The organism is uncultured Bradyrhizobium sp., from assembly GCF_947648125.1.
In the GTDB taxonomy this organism is placed as follows: Bacteria; Pseudomonadota; Alphaproteobacteria; order Rhizobiales; family Xanthobacteraceae; genus Bradyrhizobium.
Genome location: NZ_CANSMR010000001.1, coordinates 153,745 through 169,722 on the forward strand (window position 1 = coordinate 153,745; position 15,978 = coordinate 169,722).

Annotated in this window: 15 protein-coding genes and 2 pseudogenes; 8 read left to right on the forward strand and 9 right to left on the reverse strand. The window is 59.3% G+C overall.

Going from position 1 to position 15,978, the window contains the following annotated elements; translation table 11 throughout:
* Positions 1 to 117 precede the first annotated feature (117 nt).
* Positions 118 to 369, reverse strand: coding sequence for a hypothetical protein (locus tag Q0030_RS00735; protein ID WP_298362051.1), 252 nt, complete (start codon positions 367 to 369; stop codon positions 118 to 120).
* 817 nt (positions 370 to 1,186) lie between these two features.
* On the opposite strand from Q0030_RS00735, the pseudogene Q0030_RS00740 reads away from it, so the two are divergent.
* Positions 1,187 to 1,507: pseudogene (locus Q0030_RS00740) on the forward strand (reverse transcriptase domain-containing protein); the annotation flags it as partial.
* A 24-nt stretch (positions 1,508 to 1,531) separates the two neighbouring features.
* Here the strand turns inward: Q0030_RS00740 and Q0030_RS00745 are convergent.
* Positions 1,532 to 3,334, reverse strand: a complete 1,803-nt coding sequence (locus Q0030_RS00745; RefSeq protein ID WP_298362054.1) for a recombinase family protein — start codon at positions 3,332 to 3,334, stop codon at positions 1,532 to 1,534.
* 487 nt (positions 3,335 to 3,821) lie between these two features.
* Here Q0030_RS00745 and Q0030_RS00750 point away from each other — a divergent pair, with 487 nt between their 5' ends.
* Complete coding sequence (locus Q0030_RS00750; protein ID WP_298362057.1) at positions 3,822 to 5,870, forward strand: recombinase family protein; 2,049 nt, start codon at positions 3,822 to 3,824, stop codon at positions 5,868 to 5,870.
* A gap of 17 nt (positions 5,871 to 5,887) precedes the next feature.
* Here Q0030_RS00750 and Q0030_RS00755 read toward each other — a convergent pair whose 3' ends face one another.
* Positions 5,888 to 6,322, reverse strand: coding sequence for a recombinase family protein (locus Q0030_RS00755; protein WP_298362060.1), 435 nt, complete (start codon positions 6,320 to 6,322; stop codon positions 5,888 to 5,890).
* 520 nt (positions 6,323 to 6,842) lie between these two features.
* Between Q0030_RS00755 and Q0030_RS00760 the strand changes: the two genes are divergently transcribed.
* Positions 6,843 to 7,655, forward strand: a complete 813-nt coding sequence (locus tag Q0030_RS00760) for a reverse transcriptase domain-containing protein (RefSeq protein WP_298363214.1) — start codon at positions 6,843 to 6,845, stop codon at positions 7,653 to 7,655.
* 546 nt (positions 7,656 to 8,201) lie between these two features.
* On the opposite strand, the gene Q0030_RS00765 is transcribed toward Q0030_RS00760, so the two are convergent.
* Complete coding sequence (locus tag Q0030_RS00765; RefSeq protein WP_298277682.1) at positions 8,202 to 8,837, reverse strand: TetR family transcriptional regulator; 636 nt, start codon at positions 8,835 to 8,837, stop codon at positions 8,202 to 8,204.
* 376 nt (positions 8,838 to 9,213) lie between these two features.
* Between Q0030_RS00765 and Q0030_RS00770 the strand changes: the two are divergent.
* The 5 genes and pseudogenes from Q0030_RS00770 to tnpB all read left to right on the forward strand — a co-directional run.
* Positions 9,214 to 9,629: pseudogene (locus Q0030_RS00770) on the forward strand (efflux RND transporter permease subunit); the annotation flags it as partial.
* Between the two features lie 81 nt (positions 9,630 to 9,710).
* Positions 9,711 to 10,319, forward strand: a complete 609-nt coding sequence (locus tag Q0030_RS00775; protein WP_298362064.1) for a hypothetical protein — start codon at positions 9,711 to 9,713, stop codon at positions 10,317 to 10,319.
* Between the two features lie 48 nt (positions 10,320 to 10,367).
* On the forward strand, positions 10,368 to 11,207 hold the full coding sequence (locus Q0030_RS00780) for a universal stress protein (RefSeq protein WP_298362067.1): 840 nt from the start codon (positions 10,368 to 10,370) through the stop codon (positions 11,205 to 11,207).
* A gap of 210 nt (positions 11,208 to 11,417) precedes the next feature.
* Positions 11,418 to 11,894 carry a transposase gene (locus tag Q0030_RS00785; RefSeq protein ID WP_298362072.1) on the forward strand — a complete coding sequence of 159 codons (477 nt, stop codon included), beginning with the start codon at positions 11,418 to 11,420 and terminating at the stop codon, positions 11,892 to 11,894.
* Complete coding sequence (tnpB, locus tag Q0030_RS00790; protein WP_298362075.1) at positions 11,891 to 12,127, forward strand: IS66 family insertion sequence element accessory protein TnpB; 237 nt, start codon at positions 11,891 to 11,893, stop codon at positions 12,125 to 12,127. Before Q0030_RS00785 ends, tnpB begins: the two co-directional genes overlap by 4 nt.
* 203 nt (positions 12,128 to 12,330) lie before the next feature.
* Here tnpB and Q0030_RS00795 read toward each other — a convergent pair whose 3' ends face one another.
* Genes Q0030_RS00795 through Q0030_RS00815 form a run of 5 tightly spaced genes read right to left on the reverse strand, consistent with a single transcriptional unit; the run spans position 12,331 to position 15,967 of the window.
* Positions 12,331 to 13,038 carry a TetR/AcrR family transcriptional regulator gene (locus tag Q0030_RS00795; RefSeq protein WP_298362078.1) on the reverse strand — a complete coding sequence of 236 codons (708 nt, stop codon included), beginning with the start codon at positions 13,036 to 13,038 and terminating at the stop codon, positions 12,331 to 12,333.
* A complete protein-coding gene (locus Q0030_RS00800) occupies positions 13,025 to 13,354 on the reverse strand; it encodes a non-heme iron oxygenase ferredoxin subunit (RefSeq protein ID WP_298362081.1) in 330 nt (109 codons plus the stop codon). Before Q0030_RS00800 ends, Q0030_RS00795 begins: the two co-directional genes overlap by 14 nt.
* Positions 13,351 to 14,115: an SDR family oxidoreductase gene (locus Q0030_RS00805; RefSeq protein ID WP_298362084.1), complete on the reverse strand. Its 765-nt coding sequence runs from the start codon at positions 14,113 to 14,115 to the stop codon at positions 13,351 to 13,353. Before Q0030_RS00805 ends, Q0030_RS00800 begins: the two co-directional genes overlap by 4 nt.
* Before the next feature lie 50 nt (positions 14,116 to 14,165).
* The gene (locus Q0030_RS00810) at positions 14,166 to 14,693 is read right to left on the reverse strand and encodes an aromatic-ring-hydroxylating dioxygenase subunit beta (RefSeq protein ID WP_298362087.1); all 528 of its coding nucleotides are present in this window, start codon (positions 14,691 to 14,693) and stop codon (positions 14,166 to 14,168) included.
* The gene (locus tag Q0030_RS00815; RefSeq protein ID WP_298362090.1) at positions 14,690 to 15,967 is read right to left on the reverse strand and encodes an aromatic ring-hydroxylating dioxygenase subunit alpha; all 1,278 of its coding nucleotides are present in this window, start codon (positions 15,965 to 15,967) and stop codon (positions 14,690 to 14,692) included. The genes Q0030_RS00810 and Q0030_RS00815 overlap by 4 nt, the downstream gene beginning before the upstream one ends.
* Positions 15,968 to 15,978: the final 11 nt, after the last annotated feature.

Consider the following 15,978-nt stretch of genomic DNA (forward strand, 5'->3'; position numbering starts at 1 on the left):
TCTTGAGGGTTCTGTGAGGTCGCGAGGCAAAGGCCAGCCGCGCGCTCCGTCGTAGCGTGCGACCTCATAGAAGCCGGTTTGAACGAGCCGCTGCCCCGCCCGAACAACACGCGAGATTCAAGGCCGATGATCGTCGACGATCGCCAGACGCATCCACAACTTGGGCGGTATGGCATGGATGTTGCTAATAGGGGAAAGTAGGTTGTTGACCGCCAGTGCTGTCAATGGGTTAGGCGTGGCGGAAAAGTCACGCGTGACAACCGTGCCGCGAAACGTCCGGTAACGGCCTTCAACGAGCGCGACGGAATTACAGAAAGTCGCTACGGCATCGTCCCTGGGATGTGTCGAGATGTTGTTGGTCGCTGCCATTGTTGATCCGACCGTACCAGCCTATTGGTTCGAAGCATTGCCTGCCCACGGCAGCAAGCTTGTTGGTACTCCCACTCCAGCAACAAATTCAATGCCGCGCAGCGGCTTCGTTGTGTGCCGGGCATGTTCAATAGCTCGGAAGTGAAAGTCTTCCACCCAACCTGATGGAGGTGAGGGGATAGAGAAACGCAAGGGCTGCCGCCGCGAGGCGGGGTCTGAAGGAAGCGTGGATCAAAGATGCGGGCCGATGAACAAGAACCGTTAAGAGGCGCCAGTGTCGGACGAGCGGGCAACACATCGCAAAGTCCATATCCATCAAAGACGCGAAGCGTAGATCCGGCGGTCGTGCATCGAAGGCGATTGAACTTACCCCGGGAGATCTGCCCGGCGTCGCTGCACGGCGACTGAGACGAACCGTGAGGTCGTCTGACCACCTGGCAGAAGTCAGCAGAGGGCGTAAAATAGGTCATGCTGTCGGCGAAGCTATTGAGGCACTCCAAAGCTGAAAAGCGGAGCAACGGATAGGCAAAGTCGGAAACGATGGCTGAAGGCCCGAACGAGTGAGAAAGGCAAGTAGGACCGGAACCTCATGAACGGAAAGCGGCAGACAAACCAGCGACGACTGGCCTCAGGCACGGATGGTCGGGGTGAAACCCCTGCTGCCGCGACCGGAGGAGCCGAACCGTCTGTGGCGATGACGGCGACCGAAAGTCCGGCTTTCCCAGAACATCTGATGGAGGAGGTGTGTAGCCGCGAGAACCTTCAAAGAGCGTGGAAACGCGTTCAAGGAAACAAGGGAGGCCCTGGTGTCGATGGAATGACCATCGGCGTCGCCAAGGCATTCCTGCGGGAGCACTGGCCAGCAATTCGGCTCCAATTGCTCAACGGGAACTATCAGCCACGGCCGGTTAAGCGGGTGGAAATCCCAAAACCGGATGGTGGAGTCAGAAAGCTCGGCGTTCCCTGTGTCGTCGACCGCCTGATTCAGCAAGCCGTGTTGCAGGTTCTTCAAGAACAATGGGATTCGACGTTCTCCGAGCACAGCTACGGGTTCCGGCCGGGACGGTCGGCGCATCAGGCCGTAGCCCAGGCACAACGCTACATCGCCGAGGGCTACGACGTCGTGGTGGATCTCGATCTGGAAAGATTTTTGGATGTTGCGTCATACTACACCTTCAGTTTTTTTGAGAGGGTCGAAGAGGTCTGGAGCAGCTGCAGGTACTTGAATTCGTATGCCTTTTGCCCGTCCGCGATAGACGTGAACGGCCTTAAGCTCGCCGCGCTTTACACGTTGCAAGATGGTTTGCCGCGAGACGCCGAGTAGATTCATGGCCTTGAACATCTTCACGTAACCTTCGGGCGCGCTCTCCACAAAGCGCGACCGCAACTCGTCATTGATACGGATGCGCCACGGCGCGCCAGGTGTGATCTGCTCTCCGGCAATGAAGCCATCGTTGAGGCAGCGATGCAAAGTAGAGGGTGCGATCCCGAGAGCGCGTGCTGCTTTCTCGATCGTCATGCACTCGCCGTCCTGCACTTGCTGTTTCGGCTCGAAGCACGGGATCTCCCAGTGCGTCCGCAGGCTCGACACACGATTTGCCGTAAACGACAGTCCTGTGGCCGTTGTACGGCCTTGGCGATTGAGGATGCCGGCGATCTTGGTGTCGGGATAATGTGCAGCCAGTCGCCGCAGCAGATCAATCGTATCGTCGGCGGTGCGGATCGGCGATGGATGCGAGTGCGGCAATGGGACATTAACTTCACTGAAGAGACCGCCGCGCCAACGCAGCGTCAGGTGAGCGTTGTATTTATCGCGCTCGACTCTCAAGGTGACATCGTCGAGCAGCGTGCGGAGCAACTCCTTGCGATCGCGATCGCTCGTCGTGGGAGCGAACCAGATACGCTTGAGGTCTTTACCGAGTGCAAGGACCGCGTCGCGTTCTTCGTGCGTAAGCGAGCGCGGTCGGGCATGTTCGCGGTCCGAGAGTTCGGATTCGGCAGTCTTGAGTTCCAGCAGAGCGCTTTCCCATTCTGCTTCGAGTCCTCGCGCGACGAGTCTATTCTCCGGGTCCACGGCGCGATAGCGTCGCTCGGCGCGCTGCGCGTTGTAGCGCGCACGCTCGACGTCGCGACGGAACTGCGCGAGAGCCGTCTCGTGATCGGCGCCGAATTGCTCGATCGCCTGGAGCGAGGCTTCCAGGCCTGCGGGCGCGAGAGCCGCAAGGAACGCTTCGGCGACAGCCGCATCGATCTGCACACCGCCGATGTTGAGGCAGTACTCGCCCCGGCCGTTGACGATGTTCTTGCCGGCGCAGTGATATCCGGGCGCCGAGAACCGGCCGCTGTAGTGTACGGCCAGGCGCCGACCGCAGTGTCCACATACGGCGAGGCCTTGCAGGAGTGCTGCGCCTTCTCTCACGGCACCCCCGCTCTGGTGCGGTCGAGGACGGATGTTCTGCGCCAGGCGCTTCTGGTTCGCCTCGAAGGTATTCCAATCGATGTATCCGGCATGATGGTCACGAATGAACACCGGCCACTGCTCGCGGTCGCGTTGTCTGATGCGCTTTCGGATTCGACCGCCCGCATCGAGATAGCATGTCTGCTGGGTGCGGCCATACACATAAACGCCGGCATAGAACGGGTTGGTGAGGACCTGGTGGATCTTTGTGTAAGTGGGGACGACCCAGCGGAGATCGACAAGGCTGTTGGAGTGCAGCGGAAAGCGCAGGCCTTGCGAGCGGAACCACAGCCACACGCGTCGTGCCGAGCCGAATTCGGCAAAGCGGTCGAAGACAGCATGGATCGCGGCTTGCACCGACTCGTCAGGATGCAACAGCACCTCCCCGTCGGCGTCGCCCCGTACCAGACCCACCGGCAGCCCGCGGTGCAGTTCTCCGCGTGCGGCCTTGTTGCGGATGCCACCGAGCAGCCGCGCACGCAGCACATGCAGCTCTGCCTCTGACATCGTACCTTTCGAGACGGCGACATACTGCCCAGAAACATCTGTTTGATGTTCTGATCCAATACCCGCATCACCCGCATGCAGGCGAGCGCGTTGCTGTTGTACGTCGGTTAAAGCATGGCGGCAGCACTCATTTTGTCATTGAGCAACGCGATGGCACCGCGCTGTTGCCGGCGTGGATGACGGAGCCCTGGGCGGCGCAGCTTGCAATAGTCGAACGACCGCGCCTGCCTCTTGAGGCACTCTACGCGCTGCGCAGCATGATCGATAGTGCTGTTCTATCCTTATCACCCGCGACTCGGATGAGGGAGGAGAACGATGATCGATCGACTAGGCGGCAATCGACAACCCGATCTGTTTGTGCGCACGACAAACATACTCGGTCCGAACCGAATACCCGCGCGGATTCGGACAGAAGTAGCATCTCTGCTAAAGCTGCTCATGGCACCGCACATAGCGGCCGACATGGCGCAGCGGCGCGAGGCCGCCGATGAATAAGATCACCCCTGAGCATCTGTCGCGCGATGCATACGTCTACGTCCGGCAATCAACGCCGGACCAACTGCTCAACAACCCCGAGAGCCGACGCCGGCAATATGCTCTGGAGACGCGAGCGCGCGCTCTCGGCTGGGAGAACGTGATCGTCATCGACGAGGATCTCGGTCGTTCGGGCGGCGGCGCCGCCCGGCCCGGCTTCGAGCGTCTGCTTGCGGCAATCTGCGCCGGTACCGCGGGCGCGGTGTTTGCGATCGAGGCTTCGCGGTTGGCTTGCAACGGCCGCGATTGGCATACGCTGCTGGAATTCTGTGTCGTTGTGAACAGCCTGATCATCGATGAGGATGGGATCTACGATCCCCGATCGGTCAATGATCGGATGCTTTTGGGTTTGAAGGGAACATTCAGCGAGCTCGAGCTGTCGATGTTTCGGCAGCGTTCACAGCAGGCGCTGCGTCTGAAAGCAGCGCGCGGCGAGCTGAACACGACGGTGGCAATCGGCTATCGACGCGGTGCTGATGATCGCCTGGAACAGGACCCGGACAAACGGATCCGCGAGGCACTGTCGCTCGTGTTCCGCAAGTTCGCTGAGATTGGCAGCGTGCGCCAGCTTGTCTTGTGGCTGCGGCAGGAACGAATCGATCTGCCAATTGCTGTCCATGGTGCTCAGGGACGGAGCGTGCAATGGCGCTTGCCGCGCTACAATACTGTGCACCGGCTGCTCACCAATCCGGTCTATGCTGGAGCGTACGTCTACGGTCGCACCTTCACCCGAGTTCGGTTCGAGGGAGGACGCAAGGTCGCCACACACGGTATAGTGCGTCGGCCGGAGGAGTGGGATGTGGTGATTCGCAACCACCATGATGGCTACATCACGTGGGAGGAGTATGATCGGAACCAGAAGGTCATCGCAGGGAACGCAAACATGAAAGGGGCGATGGTGCGAGGTTCTGTGCGTAACGGCAGTGGGCTGCTGGTTGGATTGCTGCGATGCGGACACTGCGGACGCAAGCTGAAGGTGCATCACAATGAACGTAAGGGTGCGCGCTATGTTTGCACGACCGACATCGCGAACCTTAGCAACAAGAACTGCATTGCGTTTAGCAATATGCGCATCGACACGGCGGTGTCGGCAGAAGTGCTGCGCGCGGTATCACCGCTGGCCTTGGAAGCCGCACTCCAATTGATCGCCGACCATGAGCAGGCTGGCGTAGAGCGGTTGCGACAGTGCGAGCTGGCATTGGAACAAGCATGCTACGAAGCGACGCATGCGCGTCGGCAATACGATGCGGTTGATCCCGACAACCGGCTGGTCGCCGGCGAGCTCGAACGGCGATGGAATGAATGCCTCGCAGCGCAGGTACGACTCGAGGAGCAGATGGAGAACCTGCGCCACGAACAGCCACGGATGCTGAGTGAAGATGATCGCGCGATGCTGCTGGCACTCGCTGATGACCTGCCGCGAGTTTGGAACCATCCCGATGCTTCCATCGAAATCCGCAAGCGGATCTTGCGGGCGGTTCTCACGGAGATCGTTGTCACGATCGAGGGCGATCGACTGTGCCTCGTCGTGCATTGGCAGGGCGGGGATCACACCCGACTTGAAGTGGTGAAGAACCGCATCGGCCAAAATCGCTTCAAGACCGACAAGGAGACCGTGCAGCTCGTCGGCGAACTCGCTCGCGTGTTGCCCGACCATAGCATCGCTCCTGTCCTCAATCGGCTCAGAATACGTTCGGCCAGAGGCAACAGCTGGAACGAGCTGCGCGTCCGCAACTTCCGCGGCACACACCAGATCGCAGTCTATCGCGAGGGCGAACGGGCAGAGCGACGTGAGCTAATACTGCATGAAGCCGCGAGTCGTCTTGGCATCAACAAAATGACGGTTATTCGCCTGATCCGGGACGGGATACTGCCCGGCAGACAGATCTGTGCTGGCGTGATCCGCGAAGAAGATCTCGATCGGCCGACGGTGCGTCGTGCAATCCGAAACGGCCGTGCAGTATCACCAGACGCACGGCAGCAAAAGCTGCCTTTTCAATAACATCATGAGGTAGTGCATCATGTCACGAGCCTGTTGAGCCCGAGCACCAGGCGGTCATTGAACAAGCCCGGATGATAAATCCCATCTCCATCACCGATGAGCGTGTGGGTCAGGCCACATAGATCGAGCAGACGGTACCAATCAGCATTATTGCGCGCTAGTCGCGAGACTTCCAAGCCGAGCACGATGCCCACCTGGCCGAGGCCGACCTCCGCGGTCATACGCGCGAAGCCGATGCGCTCGGAAAGGCCGGAACCGGAAATACCGAGGTCCTCATCGATGATTTTTACCTGATCGCGTCGCCAACCGAGCCGCGCGGCGCGTTCGGCTAACTCGTACTGACGGGCAGTGGACTCGCGATTATGCTCGACCTGCGTCGTACTGGACTGACGCACGTAGACGATTGCGCATCGGCGTAGGTGCTCAGCGGTGATCTTGCTCAGTTCGTTCATCGTTGTGATCTCCGGCAGTGGCGATTGCTCGGGCGACTAGTCGGGCGAGTCGCAGCACGAGATGTGCGCGCTGCTCTTTATCGAGGGCCTCCCATACGGGTACGGCCCCGCGCTGAGGTGGTGGGTCGAGAAAGCTTAGCTGCTGCATGGCTGTCCTCCGATTCCGGTGGCAGGACAGTATGCGCGGCATCCAATTGCCGCAGCAAAGCGTCGACGATCGTCCGGGCGTGCAGCAGCTCGGCGTGGGAAGCCAGGAATGCCGCTCGAGCGCACTGCGGGCTTGCACGCGGTAAATGTTGTGCGATAGGCAGATCTGTCCACGCGGCCGGTACAAGGGCACGGGTACCATCGGGCAGTACAAGCGTCAGATGAAGTTCGCCGCGTCGATGACACCAGCCAAGCACATTAAGCGCGGATCCCTCAAAAGGATGGTGCGACCGAACGATGGTTACCTGATCGGGATAGTCGTCGAGATGATGAGCGCGGTGGTGGGTAGTCTGTCGAGTAGTCTTTCGACAACATCGAGCACGAGCTCTTGCTACGGGCTGTCCGGAAGCACGTGACGTGCAAGTGGGCGCTGCTCTACATCGAACGATGGCTGACGGCACCTATGGACAAGGACGGAATAATTATCGAGCGAACCCGCGGCACCCCTCAGGGTGGCGTGATCAGCCCGATTTTATCCAACCTTTTCTTGCACTACACTTTCGACCTCTGGATGGGGCGGGCGCACCCTGACCTCCCATGGTGTAGGTATGCAGACGATGGTCTAGTGCACTGCCGGAGCGAGCAAGAAGCGGAAGCCGTAAAGGCCGAGCTACAAACTCGCTTGGTGGAATGCGGACTTGAGATGCACCCCACCAAAACCAGGATTGTCTACTGCAAGGACAGCCGGCGGAAGGGGAGCTATTCGAACGTCAAGTTTGACTTTCTTGGCTACTGCTTCCGGCCCCGACGGGCAAAGAACTCGCAAGACGCCTCGGTGTTCTGCAGTTTCTTACCTGGGGTCAGCGCTTCGGCGCTGAAGTCCATGCGGGCGGCAATCCGGGATTTGAACCTCCGAAGACGGACCCATGTGTCAATGGCTGACATCGCTCGGCAGCTTAATCCACTCCTGCGGGGGTGGATTGAGTATTACGGTCGTTTCACGCAGGCGGCTCTGGGGCCAATCCTTCGATACGTCAATCAGACAATCGAGGCTTGGATGATGCGGAAGTTCAAACGCTTTATGGGTCGCAAGGCCAAGGCCGGCCGCGTCCTCGAACGATTATCTCGAGAACGTCCCGGGTCGTTCGCACACTGGAAGATCGGCATACGCGGCTCGTTCGCCTGATGGGAGCCCAGTGAGGCGAGAGTCTCACGCTGGGATCTATGAGAGGCCGGCGGTGAGATTCCGCCGGCCTACTCGCCAAAGCCGCCCGCCCGGATCTGTGAGGGCAAAGCCGAATGGCCGAGCTACTCGACCACGACCCCGTCACGCAAGACGGCCCTCGTCGGAGCCGTACTTCAAAGCTTGGTTCGCTTTCATTCAAATCGTAGAGTATCGAGGCCGCAGTCCCAGCGAATCGTTGTCAGGATGGCAAAAGCGCCAAGATGCGATTGTGCCGGCTTTCGAGCTGGCCGGACTTGGACACGTAGAAACTCGACGGTGGCTTCACACCGCACACAGCGGTATAGGGGCCTCCTGAGGCGGATTTGAAAAATCACCCTCCTTTTATGTACACTCCTAAGATTGCGTGAGAGGGAGCCATGGTCATGAAAGACGAGGTCCCTCCAGGGCGTCGGGAGCGGCTGTTGCAGCACAAATATTGCGGCCTTCCCGAAATTCTTTCCAAGAATTGAAAGGGAACGATTTTTGCGCTCGCGGAATGGTATGTGTTCAGGTTGTAGACGATGGGACCGATTTTGCGAGCATGTTCCACGCGTCCAGGACCGATCGCACGATGACTGTGCCGTCGGGCACAAGTTCGAAATCGGTTTTTCCCCGCGCCCATTCGTTGATCAAACCGTTCACGAGGGCGCTAAATGCGATCGCGGCGGTCTGGGGCGTCCAGGGCGCGGGTAGCACCTTATTTCTCTTCGCAGCCGCGAATACCTTGACCAGTGAATCCCGGAACTGTTGCTGAAAATCATTTCCGTCGCCGGATTCGTCCTCTGAAGACGACCAGTCGAATTGCAGAAGCACCCTGAGCATGCGCCTTTGTCGCGGGTCCGTCTGCAGATGGGCGAACGTGCTTGATATCACATCGCCAAGGGCTCCGAGAGGGGAGAGGGTGGTGTCCGCCGCCAATCGCTCGGCCAAATATTGCGTAGGCTGGCGCATCTCGTCACGGATCGCAAACAGCAGCCCCGGCTTGTTGCGGAAATGCCAGTGTACGGCTCCGCGCGTGACGCCGGATGCCGAAGCGATCTCGTCAAGAGAGACGTTCTCGTAACCGTTCTCGAGAAAAAGCATTTCGGCGGCTTTTAGAATGGTGCGCCGAGTCTCCTCGGCTTGTTCCTTTGTCCGTCGCATAGCTGGCTTTCGCAGTTGCAGGTGTTTACAAACATTCGGTACGTATGTATATAACGAATAACGATTGGGCTGTAGAGCCCACGGAGTTGGCCGCATGACAATGGTCTTCCAAGCCGCTGTGCCATTCGGCGCAGCTGTCGCTGTTGCTTCGTCTGCACTCGCCCCGATCGGCAGCGGCGCGTCTCCGACCGTTGCCATTGTTCAGGCCGGAACGACGGCCGTCACCAAGACGACCGAGATCATTGGGCGCATACAATTCATCGGATGCGTCGATCAGTTGGCCGGCGTCACGGGCTTTCTCGAAGAACGCTCTTTTGTCGAGGGAGCTGATATCAAGAAGGGCGATCTTCTGTTTCGTCTTGATGGGGTGGCCACCTTCACGGGACTCGGTCTGGCCCATGTCATCCTCGACCTCTACACCCAGATCATGGTGTTGTCCGCACGGGCGGCCAGGAACGGCACCCTCAACGTCGAATTCGCCAAAGAGCAGCGAGCATCGGTCTTGGCATCAGGCAGGCGGCCATGCTTGGCGTCAAACTGCGCTTCCGTGCCGTGATGATCACTTCGGTCGCCTTCATTCTCGGTCTGGTGCCGCCCGTCTGGGCAGATGGTGCATCGATGACCGCGCGGCATAACATTAGCACGCCGGTGCTCGTCGGGATGATCGCCGCCAGCACGCTTGGGATTTTCCTGATCCCCATGCTGTACGTCACCTTCCAGACCCTACGCGCAAAACTCAAAGCCAGGGTTCGGGAAGATCGAAATCGCGCATCAGTTCGATATCGCCGTTAGCTCGTGAGGCAAAGATATTCCGTCATGGAGCCGAATGGTCAGATGAAGTTCAGGCGACTTGTCAGTCATGGGCGATATCGAATGAGAGAGAGCGGAACAGAAAATGCAATTGTACGGTATCGGCGGCTGCTTAAGGGCAGGTTTCGCGGCGGCCGCGATTGGCTGAGGCTTGTATTTCTCGGTGTAATTCTTGTCGCGCTCAGTACCGTGTTCCTCGCCGATGCACTCGCAGTTCAACGTCTTCCAGGTCACTTAAGCGGTGGTTCGGCCATATTCGGCGGAATTGCAATCGTGCTGTTCGTCACAAAAATTGCGAGAGGCGCGCTTTATCTGGACTGGTTGCTGGGCGCTGTATCCTGTCTCCTCGCGGGCCTACTGCTCTCTCGGGATGAGGATTTCACGTATCCTCTATCGCTGCTCTATGTTGTCTCTCTCATGTTCGCAAGCGGCGCGGCCCGAATCTGGATTGGTTTGACAGCGTCTCCCGAGGAGGGAGCAAGTTGGATTTTGTGCTCTGGATTGGTTGCCATGCTCTGCGGGCTCTGGATCGCCTTCGCATCGCTCTTGGCCATGCCGACGACGCTCGCGCCACTGATATTCGTTTTCGATGCGCTGTTTGGGGGCATTGCAATCGTTGGGTTCGGCATGTCGCTGAAGGAGGATGAACGCGACGGTGTCGATCTGTTTTGAGAACGTCTCTTCACTCGTTCTTTTCGAGGCTCCAGAGGATTACTAGCGATGGCCATCAAGAACATTGCAGTTTTCGTGGAGCCATCACGAACTGGAGCGGCTCGCGCTCGCTACGCGGTGGAGTTGGCTCGTCGACATGGCGCACACCTCATTGGGATCTTTGCGGCGCCGCCCGGCTGGAATGCAGACCCTACAGAGTCTTTTGTTAGAGGAACCGAAGCCATACCACGACTTATAGAACGTCATAAGGCGGCAGAGATTGCGATATCCAGTGCTGCAAACCAAAGCTTTGAGGCCGCCACTAAACGGGCGGACATCAGTTTTGAGTTCCGTATCATTCGTGAAAAAGATGTCGATGACGCCAAGCTGCATTCTCTTTATACCGATCTGATCATCGTGGGAGCTCCACGACCGGGCGGGCTGCCCAACTACTGGTCGGTGGAGACATTGCTGCTTACGACAGGCGTTCCGTTTCTGATGCTGCCTGATGCGTGGAAGGCCGGGACCATCGCCGAACGTGTGCTTGTTGCTTGGAACGCCAGCCGCGAAGCCCGACGTGCGGTCTCGGATTCGTTGTCGCTGCTGATGGCAGCGCAATCGGTCTCGGTCGTTGTTGTTGATCCGTGGGCGGACCCGCGGCACGGAGAGGAGCCCGGTGCAGATATTGCGCTCTATCTCAGCCGCCATGGTGTGAATGTTGATGTCGTTCAGCTCAAATCCCAAGGTCAGCCGATCGAGGCCGTTATTTTAGGTCATGCGTTACGTATTGATGCCGATCTCATCGTGCTGGGTGCGTATAGTCACAGTCGAACGCGAGAGTTCATTTTTGGCGGCGTAACACGATTCCTGCTTCAGGACTCTCCCCTGCCACTCTTGATCGCCCACTGATAGGCTCAGGCGGTGCAATTTATCCCGTCAAATCTTAGCGCTTGTCCGATTGCAGCGCGGCGGATCGACTGGAACGCTCGCTGCCTCCAAGACAAGGGCGAGTTCTCATGTCGTGAAACGAAGGCAGCCCAAGCACTGTGTTGCTAGGCAACGCAGTGCTTGGCTGCTTTTCTGTAAGCGGTGTTCTGGCCCCACCTTTTCGGGCGCTGGGTGAACGAAGATATTCGGAGCGTTTGGAGGCTCCGATACGTGTCGATCACAGAGCATAATAACGTGTCCAAGGACGAGCCCCCGGCGCGGCGGCTGGAGATTTTCACCGGCGCGGGACGGCGGCGGATATGGACCGCGGAAGATAAGGCGTCGATTGTCGCGGCGAGCTATGAGCACGGGGCGCGAGTGAGTCATGTCGCGCGCCGCCATGGCCTGACGCCGCAGCAGTTGTTCGGCTGGCGTCGCGAGGCGCGTCGAAGGGGCGACGACAACGTCGCGACGCCGGCGTTTGCGCCGATCATTTTCGACGTCACGAATGGAGCTTCGTTTCCCGACGTCGGCGGCAAAACGCCGGAGGTCGTGGCGAGCCCGCATTCGATCGAGTTGGACGTCAAAGGATCGCGGGTTTGGATATGGCTTGGCGCCGACCCGACGATGGTGGCGACGATCATCGGCGCGTTGAAGGCCAGCAAATGATCGGCGCGACGGGCGCCACGCGCGTGTTTGTGGCGACGCTGTCGATCGACTTCCGTAAAGGCGTGGACGGCTTGGCGGCGCTGGTCCGCGACATGGTGGGCGGCGATCCATTCGACGGCGCGATTTACGTCTTCTGGTCTTGGCCGAAAATCGAGAACGGCGTGATGCGTCTGTCAGCTGCGCAACTCTCAGCCTTTGACCTGCTCCCCAACTTCCCTCCAGTCATAAGTTGAGTCTGTCCTCGATTCGAAATCGACGCTCCCGCCATTCAGTCACTTCCGCGCAGATGTGACATTGAACGAGCGTGTCCATTACTCCAATCCGGATTGCCTACGGCCCAACGCCGCCGTCGGTAGCCCTCTCGATATCGATCATTACGTGTCGGGAACAGGTGCAGCGGACACTGCTGTTCCTGACCGAAGTTCTCGGTTTAAGATCAGCCGATATTGCGACGCGCATTTACGCCGGTTAACTGGCGCATAGATACTCCAGTGTTGGCACCGTATTGTGCGCACAGGAGTTCGATCATCTGTTTCCACATGGAAACCATGCGCTTGTAGCGTTCGCTGTCCTCGTCCCAGAGGGTGCGCATCGCGTAGCCGCGGATCATGTTGAGGGTCATGAACACGATGTCGTCGGCCAGGGCTTGGGGTACTGAGGCGGACAGTCGCTCGCGCCACGCCTGTTCGATCGGCAGGCGCGCATTGCGGCTGATGTTGAGGATTTCGTCGCGCAGGTCGGGGTCAGTGGAAGCCGACAGCACGACATCGAGAACACTGAAGAAATGGCCGCCGAGAAAGAAGGCTTCGCCATCGGCGATCATTGCGTCTAGGTCATTTGCCTTGGCGTTCTTCTTCATGACCCTGAGGCTTTCCTCCAGGGCGCGCTTGTAGAGTTCCTTGTGGGTCGCGATCAGGAGATCGTTCTTGCGCGGAAAATGGTGAAGCATCGCGCCGCGTGACAATCCCGCCTCCTGCGCGACAACCTCCGTACGAAAACCTGCATAGCCGTGTTCGCGCAGAACCGTGGCCGCCGCCTGGAGGATCCGTTTCTTGGTGGTCTCGCTACGCTCGCGCTGGGTGCGCCTTTGCGGCTGCTTAGGAACCTTGCCTTCGATCGCGACTGTTGCGTCACGCTTCGACATGGACGATTCCGTTTTCTATCTTGGTGGGGTAGGTACAAAGTGCTATCTCGCACGGCGTGAGCCCCGGCTCGCCGGTGATCACGTCGAACGTTCCGAAATGCCAGGAGCACTCGACGAAATGGTCGCAAAGGACGCCGTCTTCGGAGAGCGAAGCCTCGCCATGGGTGCAGCGGTCCTGGGTGGCGTAGAAAACGCCATCGACATTGTATATGGCGATTCGGGTTCCGTCGGGCAGATCGACGCCGCGGATTTCGCCGGGCGGCAATTCACTTTCCGGAAATAACGGGTGCCAGGCCAAGGTTTCGGCACCCATCATAGCATGGTGCTCCCGCCATTGATGCTGATCACCTGGCCGGTGGTGAAGGCAGCTTCGCGGCTGGCGAGGTAACACACAAGCGCCGCGATTTCTTCCATTTCCGCAGGCCTTCCCATGGGGATGACCGAAAGGAACTTGTTCGCGAGCTCCGGATCGCGCGCGCTGATCTCGGCCATTTGCGGTGTGTTCGTCGCGCAGGGCGCGACCGTGTTGACGGTGATACCGTCCATTGCGAACTCCCGCGCAAGGCCGGTGGTCATGCCGTGCACGCCGCCCTTGGCCGCATTGTAGGCGGCATGCGCCCACAGCCCGTTTCGCACCGAATCTGCCCCGACGTTGATGATGCGACCGAAGCCCTGTTCGCGCATGACTGGCAGGGTGTAATAACAGCACCAGATTGCCGTCCACAAGTTCCGGTCGATCGTCGTTCGTATCGTTTGCGGTGTGTGCTCGGCGAATGGAAGGATGATCCCGCCGCCGGCATTGTTGACGAGGATGTCCAGCCGACCATGCGCATCGATTGCCGTGTTTACCGCGGCTTTCGCGACCGTCTCGTCCGAGAGATCGCCGATGGCGATGGGAACCTCCTGACCGCCCTGAAGGACGGAGAGTTCCCTAGCCGCCGCGCGCGCCTCGTCCTCATCCAGATTGCAGAGCACGATACGAGCCCCGTCGCGGGCCAGCCGCTCGGCGATGGCGAGGCCGATGCCGCGCCCGGCACCGGTCACCAGCGCCACCATTCCCTCCAGCCGTTTCGTCATCCGTCCGTCCGTTTCTTGCGTTTTGCGAGCGACACCATCCTTCGACCCTCTCAAAGGATGATGCTTAGGCGGCCCTGCTCGCGTAGCCCGGGTGTATCGAGGACGATGCGCTTGTTGTCGATGAGCAGGGAACCTTGGCGGATTACCAGCCGGTAGATCGCCTGACCGAAAAAGGTCACCGATGCGCCGTCCTTGGTACGGAAGACGGCGAAGTTGCAGGTCACTCCGAGCCCGTCTGCGCCGCGATCGGTGATCATGACGTTGGTTATGAGGCGTCGCGTGCGCGAGTGTGGGTACTCGGCGTGAGCGGTGCGCTTCATCAGGCGCTTGACCCGTTCGCCTAGCCTGAACCGGTCGTCAGCGATGTAGAACAGGTTGGTATCCGGAGATGCTTCTGCCGGTATGTCGGTCGGCGGGACATGGTAGACGGCGGTCTCGGTAAACAGATCAAGCCATTCCGGCAGCCGCCACCGGTCTAGCAGGTCGGCTTCGTGGAAAAGAAAGTCCTCAATCTGCAAACGCTCGATGTCCGCGGCCGGGCCGAAGCCCGCGTTCGGTTTCATGGCCAGCTGGCTCATGCTGCTGCTCCTTGCGTGACGTTGGCGCTGATGAGACTGTTCCAGTGACGCCAGAAGGCGCGCATCTGCTCCTCGTCGTCCATCGCCGGAATTTCGCGATTCATTCCCTTGGAAATGTCGTTCCATCGCAACTCATTGGCTGTCGAATAACCGCGCTGGCAGTGTTCAAGGGCCTCCACGTCGTCGGGCGTGGCGAAGCCGCCCGGCCCGAGGAACTCGAGGAAGTTGAACAGCCGGTACTTTCGCGCCCATTCGGATTCCTCGCGCGGGCCCGCCGCCCAGGCGTTAACATGCATGCGGCTCTCCGTGATCGGGTAAAAGGTCCGGATAGTCAGCGCCATGATGTCGTTGACGATCAGATTGGGGAAGATCAGCAGATTGCGGTTTTTGATGGCGATGCGCTCCGCTCGTTCCGAACCGTATTGCGCCTCGAGTTTTTGGCGGATGACGGCGAGTTCGCGCTTCCCATCCTCGCCCCACATCGGAATGTGCTGGGCAACCGGACGACCCCACGGCGCGGTGTATTCGATGACGGCATGTCCGCCGCCGAGGTCGCGTCCGACGCCGACCAGACCCATGTTGGCCAAGCCGCCGGTCGTACCCTTCAGATAGTCGAGATAGGTCGCATGCGTGCTCATCGCATGGTAGCCGTCGATGCTGTTCTCGACGAGAAGCTTCCAGTTGGCGTTGATGGCGTATTCCTGCATGCCGCCGATGACTGTAAGTCCCTCGATCGACTGATCGCATATCAGGTCCAGGTATTCGCGGGCATTGCCGAGATAGTCGACCAGAGGCACGACATCGGGATCGAAGCAGATGAAATTGAAGCCGCGATAGCTCTCGAAGCGGGGAACTTGATGCATATTGGAATCGGAATCGGACTTAAATTTCTTCCCGTAGCTGTCTTCGCCCGGCTGGTTGCGCAATTGCCCGTCCACTCCGAAGACCCAGCCGTGATAGAAGCATTGGAAAGACTTGGCGTTGCCTGAGCGCTCGCGGCATACCTGCGCGCCGCGATGCGGACAGGAATTAAGTAGAGCACGCGCCTTGCCCTCCCGGTCGCGCGCGAAAATGATGCTGCGCCCTCCGACCGAGCGGGTGACGAAATCACCGGGCTTCTCGATCTCGCTGTCGTGACCGAGATAGAGCCAGCAGGCGGCGAAGATCCGTTCGCGCTCGCGCTTCAGGATGGACGGGTCGATGAACGCCTGACGCGACACCTTGAACGTATTGGTACTCGGTTCGCTACGTAGCAGCGGTTCGTTGTGTGTCATTTCCTCCTCCA

Bases quoted from the DNA above. Each gene is read 5' to 3' on its own strand.
- tnpB (WP_298362075.1), top strand. From the start codon at position 11,891: ATGATCGGCGCGACGGGCGCCACGCGCGTGTTTGTGGCGACGCTGTCG.
- Q0030_RS00795 (WP_298362078.1), bottom strand. From the start codon at position 13,038: ATGTCGAAGCGTGACGCAACAGTCGCGATCGAAGGCAAGGTTCCTAAG.
- Q0030_RS00780 (WP_298362067.1), top strand. From the start codon at position 10,368: ATGGCCATCAAGAACATTGCAGTTTTCGTGGAGCCATCACGAACTGGA.
- Q0030_RS00745 (WP_298362054.1), bottom strand. From the start codon at position 3,334: ATGTCAGAGGCAGAGCTGCATGTGCTGCGTGCGCGGCTGCTCGGTGGC.
- Q0030_RS00815 (WP_298362090.1), bottom strand. From the start codon at position 15,967: ATGACACACAACGAACCGCTGCTACGTAGCGAACCGAGTACCAATACG.
- Q0030_RS00810 (WP_298362087.1), bottom strand. From the start codon at position 14,693: ATGAGCCAGCTGGCCATGAAACCGAACGCGGGCTTCGGCCCGGCCGCG.
- Q0030_RS00750 (WP_298362057.1), top strand. From the start codon at position 3,822: ATGAATAAGATCACCCCTGAGCATCTGTCGCGCGATGCATACGTCTAC.
- Q0030_RS00755 (WP_298362060.1), bottom strand. From the start codon at position 6,322: ATGAACGAACTGAGCAAGATCACCGCTGAGCACCTACGCCGATGCGCA.
- Q0030_RS00765 (WP_298277682.1), bottom strand. From the start codon at position 8,837: ATGCGACGGACAAAGGAACAAGCCGAGGAGACTCGGCGCACCATTCTA.
- Q0030_RS00800 (WP_298362081.1), bottom strand. From the start codon at position 13,354: ATGATGGGTGCCGAAACCTTGGCCTGGCACCCGTTATTTCCGGAAAGT.
- Q0030_RS00775 (WP_298362064.1), top strand. From the start codon at position 9,711: ATGAGAGAGAGCGGAACAGAAAATGCAATTGTACGGTATCGGCGGCTG.
- Q0030_RS00805 (WP_298362084.1), bottom strand. From the start codon at position 14,115: ATGACGAAACGGCTGGAGGGAATGGTGGCGCTGGTGACCGGTGCCGGG.
- Q0030_RS00735 (WP_298362051.1), bottom strand. From the start codon at position 369: ATGGCAGCGACCAACAACATCTCGACACATCCCAGGGACGATGCCGTA.